At 66.5% G+C, this 15,917-nt stretch carries 12 protein-coding genes; 7 read left to right on the forward strand and 5 right to left on the reverse strand.

What is annotated here, in order from left to right:
* Window positions 1–10: 10 nt before the first annotated feature.
* Both K2W61_RS09105 and ccsB read left to right on the forward strand, forming a co-directional pair.
* Complete coding sequence (locus tag K2W61_RS09105; protein ID WP_175133191.1) at window positions 11–2,089, forward strand: cytochrome c biogenesis protein ResB; 2,079 nt, start codon at window positions 11–13, stop codon at window positions 2,087–2,089.
* A gap of 8 nt (window positions 2,090–2,097) precedes the next feature.
* On the forward strand, window positions 2,098–3,444 hold the full coding sequence (ccsB, locus tag K2W61_RS09110; protein WP_175133190.1) for a c-type cytochrome biogenesis protein CcsB: 1,347 nt from the start codon (window positions 2,098–2,100) through the stop codon (window positions 3,442–3,444).
* A gap of 64 nt (window positions 3,445–3,508) precedes the next feature.
* Here the strand turns inward: ccsB and lysA are convergent, their stop codons facing one another.
* Entirely contained in the window at window positions 3,509–4,801 is a 1,293-nt protein-coding gene (gene lysA, locus K2W61_RS09115) for a diaminopimelate decarboxylase (protein WP_236755461.1), read from the reverse strand.
* The gene (lptM, locus tag K2W61_RS09120; RefSeq protein WP_236755462.1) at window positions 4,798–4,965 is read right to left on the reverse strand and encodes an LPS translocon maturation chaperone LptM; all 168 of its coding nucleotides are present in this window, start codon (window positions 4,963–4,965) and stop codon (window positions 4,798–4,800) included. Before lptM ends, lysA begins: the two co-directional genes overlap by 4 nt.
* A gap of 55 nt (window positions 4,966–5,020) precedes the next feature.
* On the opposite strand from lptM, the gene cyaY reads away from it, so the two are divergent.
* Window positions 5,021–5,350 carry an iron donor protein CyaY gene (gene cyaY, locus K2W61_RS09125; RefSeq protein WP_175133187.1) on the forward strand — a complete coding sequence of 110 codons (330 nt, stop codon included), beginning with the start codon at window positions 5,021–5,023 and terminating at the stop codon, window positions 5,348–5,350.
* Window positions 5,351–5,455: 105 nt separating this feature from the next.
* On the opposite strand, the gene K2W61_RS09130 is transcribed toward cyaY, so the two are convergent.
* Entirely contained in the window at window positions 5,456–7,903 is a 2,448-nt protein-coding gene (locus K2W61_RS09130; RefSeq protein WP_175133186.1) for a penicillin-binding protein 1A, read from the reverse strand.
* A gap of 115 nt (window positions 7,904–8,018) precedes the next feature.
* On the opposite strand from K2W61_RS09130, the gene K2W61_RS09135 reads away from it, so the two are divergent.
* From K2W61_RS09135 to K2W61_RS09145, 3 genes are read left to right on the forward strand one after another with little or no spacing between them, the layout of a single operon-like run.
* Window positions 8,019–8,660 carry a shikimate kinase gene (locus K2W61_RS09135; protein ID WP_175133263.1) on the forward strand — a complete coding sequence of 214 codons (642 nt, stop codon included), beginning with the start codon at window positions 8,019–8,021 and terminating at the stop codon, window positions 8,658–8,660.
* Complete coding sequence (gene aroB / locus K2W61_RS09140) at window positions 8,657–9,733, forward strand: 3-dehydroquinate synthase (protein ID WP_236755463.1); 1,077 nt, start codon at window positions 8,657–8,659, stop codon at window positions 9,731–9,733. The genes K2W61_RS09135 and aroB overlap by 4 nt, the downstream gene beginning before the upstream one ends.
* A 26-nt stretch (window positions 9,734–9,759) precedes the next feature.
* Entirely contained in the window at window positions 9,760–10,887 is a 1,128-nt protein-coding gene (locus K2W61_RS09145; protein ID WP_175133262.1) for a deoxyguanosinetriphosphate triphosphohydrolase, read from the forward strand.
* Between the two features lie 64 nt (window positions 10,888–10,951).
* On the opposite strand, the gene K2W61_RS09150 is transcribed toward K2W61_RS09145, so the two are convergent.
* Both K2W61_RS09150 and uvrA read right to left on the reverse strand, forming a co-directional pair.
* Entirely contained in the window at window positions 10,952–11,614 is a 663-nt protein-coding gene (locus K2W61_RS09150) for a glutathione S-transferase family protein (RefSeq protein WP_236755464.1), read from the reverse strand.
* Between the two features lie 41 nt (window positions 11,615–11,655).
* Window positions 11,656–14,511, reverse strand: a complete 2,856-nt coding sequence (uvrA, locus tag K2W61_RS09155; RefSeq protein WP_419761596.1) for an excinuclease ABC subunit UvrA — start codon at window positions 14,509–14,511, stop codon at window positions 11,656–11,658.
* A gap of 133 nt (window positions 14,512–14,644) precedes the next feature.
* Here uvrA and K2W61_RS09160 point away from each other — a divergent pair, with 133 nt between their 5' ends.
* Window positions 14,645–15,829, forward strand: coding sequence for an MFS transporter (locus tag K2W61_RS09160; protein WP_175133183.1), 1,185 nt, complete (start codon window positions 14,645–14,647; stop codon window positions 15,827–15,829).
* The last annotated feature ends 88 nt before the right edge of the window (window positions 15,830–15,917 follow it).

Raw genomic sequence — 15,917 nt, forward strand, 5'->3', positions numbered from 1 at the left:
CCCTTTTTTCATGAATTCGACTCAGACACATTCCCGTCCCTCCCTGCGCAGCCTGCCCCGCGATCTGTTTGAATTGCTGGGCTCGATGCGTTTCGCGGTCAGCCTGCTGATGTTCATTTGCGTGGCGAGCCTGGTGGGGACGGTGCTGCAGCAGAACCGCTCATCCAACAACTACATCGACCAGTTCGGCCCGTTCTGGTTCGAGGTGTTCGACAAGTTCTCGATCTGGCACGTCTACAACAGCTGGTGGTTCCTGCTGATCATGGCGTTCCTGGTCATTTCGACGTCAGTCTGCCTGACCCGCAACGCACCCAAGATGCTGCGCGATGCGCGTTCGTTCCGCGAGCACGTGCGCGGCGGCAGCCTGCGCGCCTTTCCGCACCGCGTCGAGACCGAGGCGCCCACCGACGTGCCGCAGACGGCGGCGGGCCTGACGGCGCTGCTCAAGCGCATGGGCTACGCGGTGCGCGAGCGCCAGGACAGCACCGGCGTGCTGTTGGCGGCCAAGAAGGGCAGCGCCAACCGGTTGGGGTATGTGTTCGCCCATGCCGCCATGGTCATCATCTGCATTGGCGGGCTGCTCGACAGCGAGCTGCCGGTGCGCTTGCAGGTGATGTTCGGCGGCAAGAAGCCGATCGTCGAGAACATGCTGATCTCCGAGGTGCCGGAAAGCGGCCGCCTGTCGGTGGACAACCCCAGTTTCCGTGCCAGCGTATTGGTGCCCGAGAACGGGCAGGCCAGCACCGCGGTGGTGATGGTGGGGGACGGCGCCCTGGTGCAGCCGATGCCCTTCACGCTGAAGCTCAAGAAGTTTGTCGTCGATTACTACTCGACGGGTATGCCGAGCCGCTTTGCCAGCGAGGTGGAGGTGACGGATCCGGATACCGGCAAGAGCTTCGATTCGACCATCGAGGTCAACGAGCCGCTGCGCTTCAAGGGCATGACCGTGTACCAGTCCAGTTTCGATGATGGCGGCAGCACGGTAGTGCTCAAGGGCTATCCGCTGGTGGGGGCGGACAGCGCCACCTTCAAGGTTGACGGCACCGTGGGCAAGACCTCCGAAGTAACCGCTCACACCGCGCGTGGCCCGCGCAGCATGGGCGTGGAAATCATGGCGCTGCGCCCGATCAATGTCGAAGACATGACCGGCGGCGAGCCCAAGGGCGGCAACCAGAGCTTTGCCGAGCACGTGGCGTCGGTGGCCGGCAGTGCCGCGGGCAAGAAGAACGAGAACCTGCGTAATGTGGGGCCCAGTGTCGAATACAAGCTGATCGACGATGCCGGCCAGGCGCATGAGTTCCAGAACTACATGCTGCCGGTGCAACTGGACGGCGCCAGTGTGTTCCTGGCCGGGGTGCGCAACAACCCGTCCGAACCGTTCCGCTACCTGCGGATTCCGGCCGACGACGATAGCTCGGTGGCGGAATTCATGCGCCTGCGGGCCACGCTGGCCGATCCGGCGGCGCGCCAGGAGGCGGCGCGCCGCTTCGCCGAGCGCAACAGCCCCAGCGGCGCCGACCGCCAGCCGTTGCAGACGGCCGCCGAGCGCGCCCTGGAAACCTATGCAGGCGGCGGCCTGCAGGCCGTGGCGGCGTTCCTGCAGGCCAACACGCCGGCGGCCGACCTGGAGCGTGCGGCTGACGTGGTGATCCGGCTGATCGGCGCCAGCATGAACGAACTGCGCGCCATCGAGCGCGAACGGGCGGGGCTGCCGCCTGTGCCCACCGACGGCCCCGAGGCCGAGCGTGCCGCGCAGTGGTCGCGTCTGGCGGTGGCGGCGCTGTCGGACCTTACCGTTTATCCGGCGCCGGTGTTTTTCTCCCTGGCGGATTTCAACCATGTGCAGGCCAGCGTGTTTCAGGTCAGCCGCACGCCGGGCAAGAACACCGTCTACCTGGGCAGCCTGCTGCTGGTGCTGGGCGTGTTCTCGATGTTCTATATTCGGGATCGCCGCGTCTGGATCTGGATCAGGCCGCAGGAAGGCGGCAGCGGCATCCTGGCGGCGATGACGTCGCAGAAGCGTACACTCGACTTCAACCAGGAGTTCGATCGCTTCAAGCAGGCGCTGTTGCGCCAGAAAGGGTCTTAAGGTTTCCTATGTCCACGACGACCACCACGCATTCCCCCACGCCCGAAAACCTCTGGCAGGACAACCTGTCCGAAACCGGTGATAGCCGCGCGCAGCGCGGCCGGCCGGATTGGACGGACGTCGTGTTCTTCCTGCTGCTGGCGGCGGGCGCCGGTTTCGCGCTGACGCGTTTCAGCGGCGCGATGGACTATTACGAGAAGATCATCCTGTGCGGCACGGTGCCGGTGCTGGCCTGGATGGGGTGGCTGTGGCGTCCGTTGCGCCGCCTGATGGTGGCCTGTGCGATCGCGGCCGGCCTGGCGTTGATGCTCTACGGTAATGACCTGGCGCGGGCCGAGCAGGTATTCTTCCTGAAATACCTGCTCTCATCACAGTCGGCCATCCTGTGGATGAGCGCACTGTTCGCGCTGGCCATGGTCTGCTACTGGATCGGCTTTTTCAGCCCGACCGCGGCGTGGCTGGGCACCGCCCTGACCTGGGGCGCGGTGTTCGCCGGCCTGACCGGGCTGCTGGTGCGCTGGCGCGAGGGCCATCTGATGGGCCCGGACCTGGGTCATATCCCGGTCAGCAACCTGTACGAAGTCTTCGTGCTGTTCGCATTGATCACGGCCCTGTTCTACCTGTACTACGAGCGCAAGTACGCCACCCGCGCACTGGGCGGTTTCGTGCTGCTGGTGGTGACCTCGGCGGTGGTGTTCCTGCTGTGGTATTCGTTCACGCGCGATGCCGGGCAGATCCAGCCGCTGGTGCCGGCGCTCAAGAGCTGGTGGATGAAACTGCACGTGCCCGCCAACTTCATCGGCTATGGCACCTTCTCGCTGGCGGCGATGGTCGGCTTCGCCTACCTGGTCAAGCAGCACGGCCAGACCTCGTCGTGGCTCAAGCTGGCGCCGCTGTTCGTGCTGGGCGTGCTGCTGTGCGCCGAGCCCATGGTATTCCGCTCCGATGGCCTGTCGGCGACCTGGATGCTGTATTTCGGCATCGGCGCCGTCATCGTTGGCGCCATCCTGCTGGGACGGCGCCGCATCGCCGCTGCACTGCCGCCGCTGGAGGTGCTGGACGACATCATGTACCGCGCCATCGCCATCGGCTTTGCCTTCTTCACGGTGGCGACCATCCTGGGCGCGCTGTGGGCGGCGGACGCCTGGGGCGCGTATTGGCAGTGGGATCCCAAGGAAACCTGGGCCCTGATCGTCTGGCTGAACTATGCGGCCTGGCTGCACATGCGGCTGATCAAGGGCCTGCGCGGCACCATGGCGGCCTATTGGGCGCTGACCGGCCTGTTGATCACCGGTTTTGCTTTCCTGGGCGTGAACATGTTCCTGTCGGGGCTGCATTCGTACGGCCAGCTCTGATCCTGGCGCGCATCGCAATAGGCCCCGTCTCGACGGGGCCTATTTCATGGCGCGGGGAACCGGTTCAGGGCAGGGTGGATTCGCCGCGCAACAGGTCGTCCAGCGTTTCACGCTGGCGCACCACATGGTAGTGGCCGCCGTCGACCATGACTTCAGCCGCGCGCGGCCGCGTATTGTAGTTGCCGGCCATCGTCATGCCGTAGGCGCCGGCTGACTCCAGCGCCAGTACGTCGCCCTGCTCGAGCACCAGCGCGCGTTGCCGCGCCAGCCAGTCGGCGCTTTCGCAGACGGGGCCGACGACGTCGTAGTCGAGCGCGTCGCCGGCGCGTGGCCGCAGCGGCAGCAAGCCGTGCCAGGCGTCGTACAGGGCCGGCCGCAACAGGTCGTTCATGGCGGCATCGACGATGGCGAAATTGCGCGCCTCGCCGTGCTTCAGGTACTGGACCGTGGTCAGCAGCACGCCGGCGTTGCCCACCAGGGAACGGCCGGGTTCCAGCACCAGTCGCAAATGGCCTTGGCCTCGTGCCTGCAGGCGCTGGAACACGCCATCCAGCAGCGCCTTGGGCGAGGGAGGGGCTTCATCGTGGTAGCGAATGCCTAGCCCTCCGCCCAGGTCCAGGTGTGACAGGCGGATGCCGATGCCCTCCAGGTCGGCGACCAGGTCCAGGAGCTTTTCCAGCGCGTCGAAATAGGGACTGATGTCGGTCAGCTGCGATCCGATATGGCAGTCCAGGCCGGTGATTTCCAGACCGGGTAGCAGGCGGGCGCTACGATAGGCGTCGAGCGCGGCGGCGATGGGAATGCCGAATTTGTTCTCTTTGAGGCCGGTGGAAATGTACGGGTGGGTCTGCGCATCGACATCCGGGTTGACGCGCAGCGCCACCCTGGCGCGGCGGCCGGCTTCCCGGGCGACGTCGGACAGGCGCTGCAGCTCGGCTTCGGATTCGACGTTGAAGCACATGACGCCAGCGTTCAGCGCCGCGCGCATCTCCCAGGCCTGCTTGCCGACTCCGGAGAAGACGATGCGGGCGGGATTGGCGCCCACGGCCAGGGCGCGCTTGAGTTCGCCACCCGAGACGATGTCGAACCCGGCGCCCAGGCGGACGAATTCCTTCAGGACCGCCAGGTTGGAGTTGGCCTTCATGCCGTAGCAGATCTGCACGGGACGCTGGCCGATGGCGCTGTGGTAGGTGTTCCAGGCGGCGCGCAGCGCCGCGCGGGAGTAGACGTAGAGCGGTGTTCCCAGTTTTCCGGCCAGATGGTCCAGCGGCACGTCTTCGGCGTACAGCACGTTGTTGCGGTACTGGAAGAACGGATGCCCGGCCAGTTCGGGCGGAACCGGGAACGCGGTGGTCATGGCAGCGTGGGCGCGGACGGGATCTGCGGCACCTGGGGCGTGCTCTGGCGCTGCCCGGGAGGCGGTGGCTTGCCGTCAGGGGTGGGCATGTACAAAGGACCCTTGTAGCCGCAGGCCGCAACCATGCCGGTCAGCGCGAGCGTGGCTACAATGCGTAGAGACATGCGGCTGAATGCCAATTGGAACACTGGGAACTCCGTAATTCTTGCAGGCTCGATTATGACCGAATCCGAATTTCTTGCGTTGATCGACCAGGTGCTGGACAGCATCGAAAGCCAGGCCGATGACTGGGCGGCTTCGCTCGACGTCGACGTCGAAACCAGCCGCAGCGGCAATGTGCTGACCATGGTGTTCGAAGACAATACCCATGTGGTGGTGAACAGCCAGGCCGCCATGCAGGAACTGTGGGTGGCCGCGCGCAGCGGTGGTTTCCACTACCGTTACGACGGTCAGCACTGGAACGATACCCGAGGCGGCCCGAATCTGCCCGATGCGCTCTCGCAGATCTGTTCCGCCGCTGCCGGCGTGCCCGTCGCGGTTCGCCTGTAGCGTTCGCCGCACCTCAAGGCCGGCGATTTCATTGACCCCCGAAGGTTGGATTGATATCCCGCTTTCGGGGGTCAATTCATTGATCGCGGCCCTTCTTCAGTCCGCTCAGAATGGGATCTTCTGCGACCAGGGCTGGGCGCTTTGCGTGCCCACGCCTGGCGCCACCTTGATGCGGTTGTCTTCGCCGCTGTCGCTGTTCAGGCCGTTCAGGAACTCGCCCAGCGTGTCGGCTTGCGGCAGGCCCAGGCGCGCCACGGCCTGGCCGGGCGGGAATTCCGAGAAGTAGTATTCGCCGTTTTCGACGATGATGCCATCGGGGCGGGGGCGCTGCTTTTCTTCGGGTACGCCCTTGAGCACGTCCTGCATGTAGTCGACCCAGATCGGCATGGCCACGCCGCCGCCGGTTTCGCGCGAACCCAGCGACTTGGGCTGGTCGAAGCCCAGCCAGGCGGTGGCCACCAGCGACGGGGTGTAGCCCGAGAACCAGGCATCCACCGATTCATTGGTGGTGCCGGTCTTGCCGGCAATGTCGTTGCGCTTGAGCAGCGACCGGGCGCGGGCCGCGGTGCCATAGGTGGCGACGCCGCGCAGCACGTCATCCATGATCCAGGCCGTGCGCGGGTCGATGGCGCGGGCCGCGGCGTCGCCGGCCACGACCGGTTTGGCCTGCATCACGATCTTGCCGCTGCTGTCGGTGACGCGGTCGATCAGGTAGGGGGTGACGCGGTAGCCGCCGTTGGCGAATACGGAGAACGCGCCGGCCAGTTGCAGCGGGGTGACCGAGCCGGCGCCCAGCGCCAGCGGCAGCACCGCGGGCTGGCGCGCCTTGTCGAAACCGAAGCGGGTCAGGTAGTCCTGCGCATACTGCGGGCCGATGGCTTGCAGGATGCGGATCGAGACCATGTTCTTGGACTTGTACAGACCCTGGCGCAGCGTCAGCATGGGTTCGTACTGGTTGCCGTAGTTTTTCGGATTCCAGGCCTTGGATCCGGTCTGCGCGGCGGTCAGCTCGAAGGGCTGATCGGAGATCTGCGTGGCCGGGGTCAGGCCGCGCTCGAGCGAGGCGGCGTAGATGAACGGCTTGATGTTCGAGCCGGGCTGGCGCCAGGCCTGCGTCACGCGGTTGAAGTTGCCGCGGTAGAAGTCGAAGCCGCCGACCATGGCGCGGATCGCCCCGTCCTGCGGCGACAGCGCCACGAACGCGGCCTGCACCGACGGCATGTTGATGATTTCCCAGTTGTCGCCGAACTTGTGGATGTAGACCACCGAGCCGCGCTTGATGCGTTGCTCGGGCTTGGCCTTGTCCGTGAGCGCGCGCGCCACCACGCTCAGCACCTTCTTGTCGGTGACGGTGATGATCTCGCGCGAGCTGCGCGCCAGCTTCACTTCGGTGGGACTGGCCGACAGCACCACCGCGGTCAGCAGGTCGCCGCTGTCGCTGAACTTGTCGAACACGCCGTCCAGGAATTCATCCAGGGCCTGCGGGTTGTTCTCGGTGCCGGGCGGCAGGTCGAGCTGTTCCTCGGGGCCGGGGTAGGGCGCGCGGCGGGTGTATTCCAGCACGCCTTCGCGCACGGCGCGGTAGGCTGCCTCCTGGTCTTTGGAATGCACCGTGGTGTAGATGTTGATGCCGCGCGAGTAGACGTTGTCCTGGTACACGTTGAACAGCAGCTGGCGCGCCAGTTCGGCCACATACTCGCCATGGATGCTGTAGCCACCGGCCGGCGTGCCTTCGGCCGACTTCATGACGATCTGCTGCGCCATCGCCTGCTTGTATTCGGGTTCGGTCAGGTAACCCAGCGACAGCATGCGGCCCAGCACGTAGCGCTGGCGCAGTTCGGCGCGGGGGCGGTTGGAGATCGGATTGAAGCGCGAGGGCGCCTTGGGGATGCCGGCCAGCATGGCGGCCTCGGCCGGGGTGACTTCCGCCAGCGGCTTGCCAAAGTAGGTGCGCGAGGCGGCGGCGAAGCCATAGGCGCGGTGCCCCAGATAGATCTGGTTCATGTAGAGCTCGAGGATCTGATCCTTGGAGAGCTCGGACTCGATCTTGAACGTCAGCAGCAGCTCGTAGAACTTGCGCGAGTAGGTCTTTTCAGACGACAGGTAAAAATTGCGCGCCACCTGCATGGTGATGGTGCTGGCGCCCTGTGTCTTGGACATGTTGATCAGGTTGGTCAGGCCGGCGCGCACCACGCCGGTCCAGTCGATGCCGCCGTGCTGGTAAAAGCGGTCGTCTTCGGCCGCCAATACCGCGGACTTCATGACGTCCGGGATTTCATTGAAGCGCAGCACGTTGCGGCGCTCTTCGCCGAATTCGCCGATCAGCACCTTGTCGGCCGTATAGACGCGCAACGGCACCCGCGGGCGGTAGTCCGTCATGGCGTGCAGGTCGGGCAGGTTGGGCCACGCCAGCGCCAGCGCCATGCCGGCCAGCAGCACGCCACACAGGAACAGGCCGGCAAACAAAATGCCGGTCTTGACGAAAAAACGCAATATCGGGGAACCGTTATTGGCGGGCTTGTCTTTTTTGGAGGAATTCTGCGGCTTGCTCATCGCGGCGATTTTACGGGTATCTCCGGTCCTACCTCAGCGGGCGAGACCGGTTTCTGTAACAAGATAGTTCAATGTGGCGCGCGGGCAACTTGGCGGCAGATGTGATAATGCCGTCATGAACTTTTCCGCTCACTCATGTCCGGAGGCTGACCCGGACCCGGCGCCCACCGGCGAGGCGCCCGAAACCCCGCCTTGCGCTTCGGAATGCGCAGGCAAGGCCGTGTCGCTGCCGCACGATCTGCCCGTCTTCCTGGTGGGGATGATGGGGGCGGGCAAGACGACCATCGGCCGTGGCCTGGCGCGTGCCCTGGGGCGCGAGTTTGTCGATCTGGACCATGAGCTCGAGGCGCGTTGCGGCGTACGGGTGCCGGTAATCTTCGAAATCGAGGGCGAGGCCGGTTTTCGTCGCCGGGAATCCGCCGCTCTGGAAGAGTGTACCCAACGGCGCAACATAATTCTCGCCACGGGGGGCGGCGCGATCCTGGCCGCCGACAACCGGGCGCGGCTGCGCGAGCGGGGCATCGTGGTCTATTTGAGGGCCAGCGTGGACGAATTGTTCCGCCGCACCTGCCGCGACCGCAACCGGCCGCTGCTGGCCACCGCCGATCCGCGCGGCACCCTGCGGGATCTGATGACGCTGCGCGAACCCCTTTACAAGGAAGTTGCCGACCTGGTGGTGGAAACCGGCTCCATGCCCATCCACACCCTGGTCAAGGCGCTGCTGCCGCAATTACAAGCCTTCGAGAAGCAGATATGAACGTTGTTGAGGTTGACACCCCGGGCGGACAGTATCCGATCCGCATCGCGCCGGGGCGCCTGGATGCCCTGGACGAGAGCATTCCCGCCGACGCCACCGCCATCGCGGTGGTGACCAACCCGACCGTGGCGGCGCTGTACGGCGAACGCGCCGAAGCCGCCCTGGCGCGCAGCGGCAAGCGGGTGCTGCGCATCGAGCTGCCTGACGGCGAGTCGTACAAGGACTGGCAGTCGCTGAACCTGATCTTCGATGCCCTGCTGACCCATCGCCTGGACCGCCGCTGCGTGCTGGTGGCGCTGGGCGGCGGCGTGATCGGCGACATGACCGGTTTCGCCGCCGCGGTGTACATGCGTGGCGTGCGCTTCGTGCAGGTGCCCACGACCCTGCTGGCCCAGGTCGATTCGTCGGTCGGCGGCAAGACGGCCGTGAACCACCCGCTCGGCAAGAACATGGTCGGCGCGTTCTACCAGCCGCTGGCGGTCGAGATCGATACCGCCGTGCTGGCCACCCTGCCGGCGCGCGAAGTGTCGGCCGGCCTGGCCGAAGTCATCAAGTACGGCCTGATCCTGGACCCGGAATTCTGGACCTGGTGCGAGCAGAATGCACAAAAACTGCGCAACCTGGACCCGCAGGCCATCGCCTATGCCATTCGCCGCTCCTGCGAGCTGAAGGCGCAGGTGGTGGGCAAGGACGAACGCGAATCCGGCCTGCGCGCGATCCTGAACCTGGGCCATACCTTCGGCCACGCCATCGAGGCGGGCCTGGGCTACGGCGCCTGGCTGCACGGCGAGGCTGTCGGTTGCGGCATGGTGCAGGCGGCGGAATTGTCCGCCGATGTGGCCGGTTTCCCGCGCGCCGACGTGGCCCGGGTGCGCGCCCTGGTCGAGGCCATCGGCTGTCCCGTGGTTGCGCCCGACCTGGGCGCCGACCGTTGGCTCGACCTGATGCAGGTCGACAAGAAGACCGAAGGCGGCGAAATCCGCTATGTGCTCATGTCCCGTATCGGCGCGGCGATGATGCGGGCGGCGCCCGCAGACGCCGTGCGCGCCGTGCTGGCCCGAACCACTCAATAACGACCGCAGGAGAGACGGTGTCGCAGATGAAAGAACTGGCCTCCTACGCATCCGACCCGTCCCGATCGCGCGGCCGGACCTACGCCGAGCCGGCCCCGGAAAACCGCAGCGAATTCCAGCGCGACCGTGACCGCATCGTGCATTCGGGCGCGTTCCGGCGCCTGGAGTACAAGACCCAGGTGTTCGTGAACCACGAGGGGGATCTGTTCCGCACCCGGCTCACGCACAGCCTGGAAGTGGCGCAGATCGCGCGCACTCTGGCGCGCAGCCTGGGGCTGTCCGAAGACTTGACCGAAGCCATTTCGCTGGCGCATGACCTGGGTCATACGCCGTTCGGCCATGCCGGCCAGGATGAACTCAACGCCTGCATGCGCGAACTGGCGCCCGAGGCCGGCGGCTTCGAACACAATCTGCAGAGCCTGCGTGTGGTCGACGAGCTTGAAGAGCGCTATGCGGACTTCAACGGCCTGAATCTGTGTTTCGAGACCCGCGAGGGTATTCTCAAGCACTGCTCGGCGGCCCACGCGCGGCAGCTGGGCGCGGTGGGCGAGCGCTTCCTGGCGCGCACCCAGCCGTCGCTGGAGGCGCAGATCGCCAATCTGGCCGATGAAGTGGCCTACAACAACCACGACATCGACGATGGCCTGCGCTCGGGGCTGATCACGCTGGAGCAGTTGCAGGACGTGTCCATCTTCCAGCGCCACCATGCCGAAGTGCTGGCGCGCTATCCCGACCTGGCTTCGCGCCGCGCGGTGGCCGAGACCATCCGCCGCATGATCAATACGCTGATCGGCGACCTGACGCGCACCACGTTGGCGCGCATTCGCGATGCCGCGCCGGCCAGCGCCGACGACGTGCGCCGCGCGCCGCCGCTGGCGGGATTTTCGGAAGGTATCCGGCGCGAAGCCGACGAACTGAAGAAGTTCCTGTTCGACAACCTCTATCGCCACTATCGCGTGTTGCGCATGACCACCAAGGCGCGGCGCATCGTGCGCGAGCTGTTCGCGGCGTTCCTGGATGATCCACGCCTGCTGCCGCCGGACTACCGCCGCGCGGCGTTCAATGACCAGGCGCGTGCCATCGCCGACTACATCGCCGGCATGACTGACCGCTACGCCATCCGCGAGCACCGGCGTTTGTTCGACATGGTTTGAGGGGCGTGCGCCATACCCTGGCGGCGCCCGCTCACGGACGCGGCGGCCGCCGCGTACGCCGCGTTCAGCGATGCTTGCGGTAAGGCTCGTCGGCCTCGACGAAGGTGGCCTCGGCACGTGCGTCGCGCATCCATTCCTGCATCGCCGGCAACGCCAGCACGGCGTCCATGTAGTCGCGCACCGGGCCCGCCGCGGCGATGCCGTAGGTGACGAAGCGCGACACGACCGGCGCGAAGAACGCATCGGCGATCGAGAAGGCGCCGAACAGGAACGGCCCGCCCTGGCCGAATTCGGCGCGCGTGTCCTGCCAGATGGCGTGCATGCGGGAAATGTCCTGGCGCGCGGCCTCGGGGATGTCGATGCCCGGCAGATGCGCCTCGATATTCATCGGCATCGCCTGGCGCAGCGCGCCAAAGCCGCTGTGCATCTGCGCGGCCAGCGAGCGGGCGCGAGCACGGGCGCGGGTGTCCTGCGGCCAGAGGCGGGCCTCGGGCCGCTGTTCGGCCACGTATTCGCAGATCGCCAGCGAGTCCCAGACCGCCAGGTCGCCGTCCAGCAGCACCGGCACCAGCCCAGCGGGTGTGAGTGCTTCCAGGTGGCGGGCGAAGGCTTCCGTGAACAGGCCCAGTTTCTGTTCGGTGAACGCGACGCCGGTGGCGCGCAGCGCCAGCCACGGGCGCAGCGACCACGAGGAGTAGTTCTTGTTGCCGATGATCAAGGTGTACATGCCGATTTCCCTTAGTGACTGGCGCTGCCGCGCCGCGCGGCTCAGCCGCCTGGCGTGCGGCGCAGCAGCTTGCCGAGATAGTGTCCGGTATGGCTTTCGGGTGTGGCCGCCACGTCTTCCGGCGTGCCTTGCGCCACCACCCGGCCGCCGCCGTCGCCGCCTTCCGGGCCCATGTCGATGAGCCAGTCGGCGGTCTTGATGACGTCCAGGTTGTGCTCGATGATGAGCACGGTATTGCCGCTGTCCACCAACTGGTTGAGCACCTGCAGCAGCAGTTCGATGTCGCGGAAATGCAAGCCGGTGGTGGGCTCGTCCAGGATGTACAGGGTGCGGCCGGTGCTGCGCCGCGACAGTTCCTGGGACAGCTTCACGCGCTGCGCCTCGCCGCCCGACAGGGTGGTGGCGCTCTGGCCCAGGCGGATGTACGACAGGCCGACGTCGATCAGCGTGTGCAGCTTGCGGGAGATCGCCGGCACCGATTCGAAATACTCCAGCGCCTGCTCGACCGTCAGGTCCAGCACTTCGCTGATGTTGCGGCCACGGTAGCGGATTTCCAGCGTCTCGCGGTTGTAGCGCTTGCCGTGGCAGACGTCGCAGGGCACGTACATATCCGGCAGGAAGTGCATTTCGACCTTGACCACGCCGTCGCCCTGGCAGGCTTCGCAGCGCCCGCCCTTGACGTTGAAACTGAAGCGGCCGGGGTCATAGCCGCGGGTGCGGGCCTCGGGCACGCCGGCGAACAACTCGCGGATCGGCGTGAACAGGCCGGTGTAGGTGGCCGGATTGCTGCGCGGCGTGCGGCCGATGGGGCTCTGGTCGACGCTGATGATCTTGTCGAAGTTCTCCAGGCCCTGCATCGCGGTGTAGGGCGCGGGTTCACTTTGCGCATGGTGCAGTTGGCGCGATACGGCCACGGCCAGTGTGTCGTTGATCAGGGTCGATTTGCCCGAGCCGGACACGCCGGTGACGCAGATCAGCCGGCCGGCGGGCAGGCGCAGGTCGACGTTCTTGAGGTTATTGCCGCTAGCGCCGGTGAGCGTCAGCCAGGGCAGGTCGTCGGTGACCGGGCGGCGCTTGGGGATGGCGATGGCCCGCTGGCCGCTCAGGTATTGGCCGGTGAGTGAATTCGGGTCACGCTGCACGGTTTCGGGATCGCCCTGCGCCACCACTTGGCCGCCATGCTCGCCCGCGCCCGGCCCCATGTCCACGACCCAGTCGGCCATGCGGATCATGTCTTCGTCGTGCTCGACCACGATGACACTGTTGCCCAGGTCGCGCAGGTGCTGCAGCGTGCCGATGAGGCGGTCGTTGTCGCGCTGGTGCAGGCCGATGGAGGGCTCGTCCAGTACGTACATCACGCCGGTCAGGCCGGAGCCGATCTGGCTGGCCAGGCGGATGCGCTGGGCCTCGCCGCCGGAGATGGTGTCGGCGCTGCGATCCAGCGACAGATAGTTCAGGCCGACGTTGTTCAGGAAGCTCAGGCGTGCCTCGATCTCGCGCACGATGCGCTGCGCGATCTCCTGCTTGGCGCCGGTCAGGGTCAGGTCGCGGAACCACCCCAGGCAGGTCGACAACGGCATCGCCTCGACCTCGTAGATGGCCTGGCCGTGACGCTCGCCGCCGCGCGGGTCCTGGCCGATCAGCACGTTGCGCGCTTCCGGGCGCAGGCGCGAACCGCCGCAGTCGGGGCAGGTCTTGATGTTGCGGTACTTGCCCAGTTCCTCGCGCACGGTGGCCGAATCGGTTTCGCGCCAGCGGCGCTCCAGGTTCGGGATGACGCCCTCGAAAGTGTGGCGCTTGACGGTGCTGCGGCCCTTTTCATTCAGGTACAGGAACGAGATCTCCTCTTCGCCCGAGCCGTACAGGACCTTTTCGCGTAGCGCCTCGGGCAGGTCCTCGAAGGGCGCCTCGATATCGAATTCATAGTGCGCCGCCAGGCTGGTCAGCAGCGAATGGGTGAAGGCATTGCGGCGGTCCCAGCCACGGATGGCGCCGGCCGCCAGGCTCAGCTCGGGGAAGGCGACCACGCGCTTGGGGTCGAAGAAGCCGACCTGGCCGATGCCGTCGCAGCTGGGGCAGGCGCCCATCGGGTTGTTGAAGCTGAACAGGCGCGGTTCCAGTTCCGGCAGGCTGTGGCTGCAGACCGGGCAGGCGTAGCGGCTGGAAAAGACCTGCTCGCGGCTGTCGTCCATGTCCAGCGCCAGCGCGCGGCCGTCGGCCAGCTGCAGTGCGGTCTCGAAGCTCTCGGCCAGGCGCTGCTTGCTTTCGGGCTTGATGCGCAAGCGGTCGATGACCACGTCGATGTCGTGCTTCTCGGTTTTCTTCAGCGGCGCCATGCCGTCGATTTCCACCATCTGGCCGTCCACGCGCAGGCGCACGTAGCCCTGCGCCTGCAGGCTGGCGCATTCGTCCTCGAAGCTGCCCTTCTTGCCGCGGGCGATGGGGGCCAGCACCGCCAGGCGGGTCTCGGCCGGCCATGACAGCACCGCGTCCACCATCTGGCTGACGCTCTGCGCCTGCAGCGGCAGGCCGTGGTCCGGGCAGTAGGGCGTGCCGACCCGCGCATACAGGAGACGCAGGTAATCGTGGATTTCGGTGATGGTGCCGACGGTGGAGCGCGGGTTGTGGCCCGCCGCCTTCTGTTCGATCGAGATGGCCGGCGACAGACCCTCGATCAGGTCGACGTCGGGCTTGTCCATCAGCTGCAGGAACTGGCGGGCGTAGGCGGACAGGCTCTCGACGTAGCGCCGCTGCCCCTCCGCGTAAAGCGTATCGAACGCCAGCGAGGACTTGCCCGAGCCGGACAGCCCGGTCACCACCACCAGCTTGTGGCGCGGCAGGTCCAGCGAGACGTTCTTGAGATTGTGGGTGCGGGCACCCCGAATGCGTATGGTCACGTCTATCGGGCTCTTTTAAGCAGTTGCAAAGGCCAACTTGGTACTATAGCGCGCCGAGTCCCCAGGCCATAGATCAGACTGCAAGCGCATGACAATTGCGCGGACCGGTCCCAGTCATTCTCGAAATTTCCGCATGCCGGCAGATACGAAACTGAAATTGACCTCATCCGAGCGCCGTGCCAGCGTGGCGCTGGCCGGCCTGTTCGCGGCGCGGATGCTGGGGCTGTTCCTGTTATTGCCGGTGTTCGCGGTTGCCGCCCGCGGCCTGCCGGGGGGCGACGATCCGGCCCGGGTCGGCCTGGCGTTGGGCATTTATGGCCTGACTCAGGCGTTCATGCAGATTCCCTTCGGCCTGGCCTCCGACCGTTGGGGGCGTCGTCCCGTGGTGTTGTTCGGCCTGCTGTTGTTCGTCGCGGGCAGTATCGTGTGCGCGCAGGCCACCGACGTGTACTGGATCACCATCGGCCGCGCCATCCAGGGCGCGGGCGCCATATCTGCCGCCGTGACGGCCTGGTTGGCTGACGCCACCCGCGACGAGGTGCGCACCCGGGCCATGGCCATGGTGGGCGGTTCGATCGGCCTGTCGTTTGCCGCGGCGCTGGTGCTGTCGCCGCTGCTGGTGGGTTGGTGGGGGCTGTCGGGCCTGTTCTGGACCATCGCCTGTCTGGGCGTGATCTGCCTGGCGGTGGCCGGCTGGGTGGTGCCGGTGGTCCCGCGCACCCAGACCCGCAGCATGCAGGCCGCCCGGCCGCGCGAGGTGCTTGCCCATGGTGATCTGCTGCGGCTGAATTTCGGCGTGTTCGTGCTGCACCTGATCCAGGTGTCGCTGTTCGTGGTGGTGCCGGCGCTGCTGGCCAAGGCCGGCGGCCTGGACGCGCGCGAGTTGTGGAAAGTCTATCTGCCGGTGATTCTGGTGTCGTTCGTGCTGATGGTGCCGGTGGTGTTCGTGGCGGAAAAGCGGCGCGCCCATCGTGGCGCGCTGCGCGCGGCGGTGGCCGGGCTGGTGCTGGTATGCGCGTTGCTGCCGGCCGCCAGCCATGGCTTCCTGACCCTGGCGGCCGCCCTGACGGGTTTCTTCGTGGCCTTCAACGTACTCGAGGCGCTGCAGCCGTCGCTGGTGTCGCGCGTGGCGCCGCAAGCCTATAAGGGCCTGGCGCTGGGGTTCTACAACACGGCCCAGGCCGCTGGCTTGTTCACCGGCGGCGCGCTCGGCGGTTGGGTGGCTTCGCACTCGGGCCCCAGCGCGGTATTCATCGGGGCAGCCGTGCTGGCCGCGGTCTGGTTGGCCGTGAGTTGGGCGCTCAAGCCGTTGGCCTGATAGGCCCGTTGGCGAAAGTCGCGGATCGCGCCGCCAACGGTGGCCAACAGCGGTGAAATCGTTACCTGCGGTGGATGGCTTTGTCACC

Source organism: Achromobacter pulmonis (assembly GCF_021733725.1).
Taxonomy (GTDB): Bacteria; Pseudomonadota; Gammaproteobacteria; order Burkholderiales; family Burkholderiaceae_B; genus Achromobacter; species Achromobacter pulmonis.

What these genes read in the sequence shown, in the direction of transcription:
- K2W61_RS09145 (WP_175133262.1), top strand. Translation starts at nt 9,760, where the DNA reads ATGAAAGAACTGGCCTCCTACGCATCCGACCCGTCCCGATCGCGCGGC.
- ccsB (WP_175133190.1), top strand. Translation starts at nt 2,098, where the DNA reads ATGTCCACGACGACCACCACGCATTCCCCCACGCCCGAAAACCTCTGG.
- lptM (WP_236755462.1), bottom strand. Translation starts at nt 4,965, where the DNA reads ATGTCTCTACGCATTGTAGCCACGCTCGCGCTGACCGGCATGGTTGCG.
- K2W61_RS09105 (WP_175133191.1), top strand. Translation starts at nt 11, where the DNA reads ATGAATTCGACTCAGACACATTCCCGTCCCTCCCTGCGCAGCCTGCCC.
- lysA (WP_236755461.1), bottom strand. Translation starts at nt 4,801, where the DNA reads ATGACCACCGCGTTCCCGGTTCCGCCCGAACTGGCCGGGCATCCGTTC.
- K2W61_RS09130 (WP_175133186.1), bottom strand. Translation starts at nt 7,903, where the DNA reads ATGAGCAAGCCGCAGAATTCCTCCAAAAAAGACAAGCCCGCCAATAAC.
- K2W61_RS09160 (WP_175133183.1), top strand. Translation starts at nt 14,645, where the DNA reads ATGCCGGCAGATACGAAACTGAAATTGACCTCATCCGAGCGCCGTGCC.
- cyaY (WP_175133187.1), top strand. Translation starts at nt 5,021, where the DNA reads ATGACCGAATCCGAATTTCTTGCGTTGATCGACCAGGTGCTGGACAGC.
- K2W61_RS09135 (WP_175133263.1), top strand. Translation starts at nt 8,019, where the DNA reads ATGAACTTTTCCGCTCACTCATGTCCGGAGGCTGACCCGGACCCGGCG.
- aroB (WP_236755463.1), top strand. Translation starts at nt 8,657, where the DNA reads ATGAACGTTGTTGAGGTTGACACCCCGGGCGGACAGTATCCGATCCGC.
- K2W61_RS09150 (WP_236755464.1), bottom strand. Translation starts at nt 11,614, where the DNA reads ATGTACACCTTGATCATCGGCAACAAGAACTACTCCTCGTGGTCGCTG.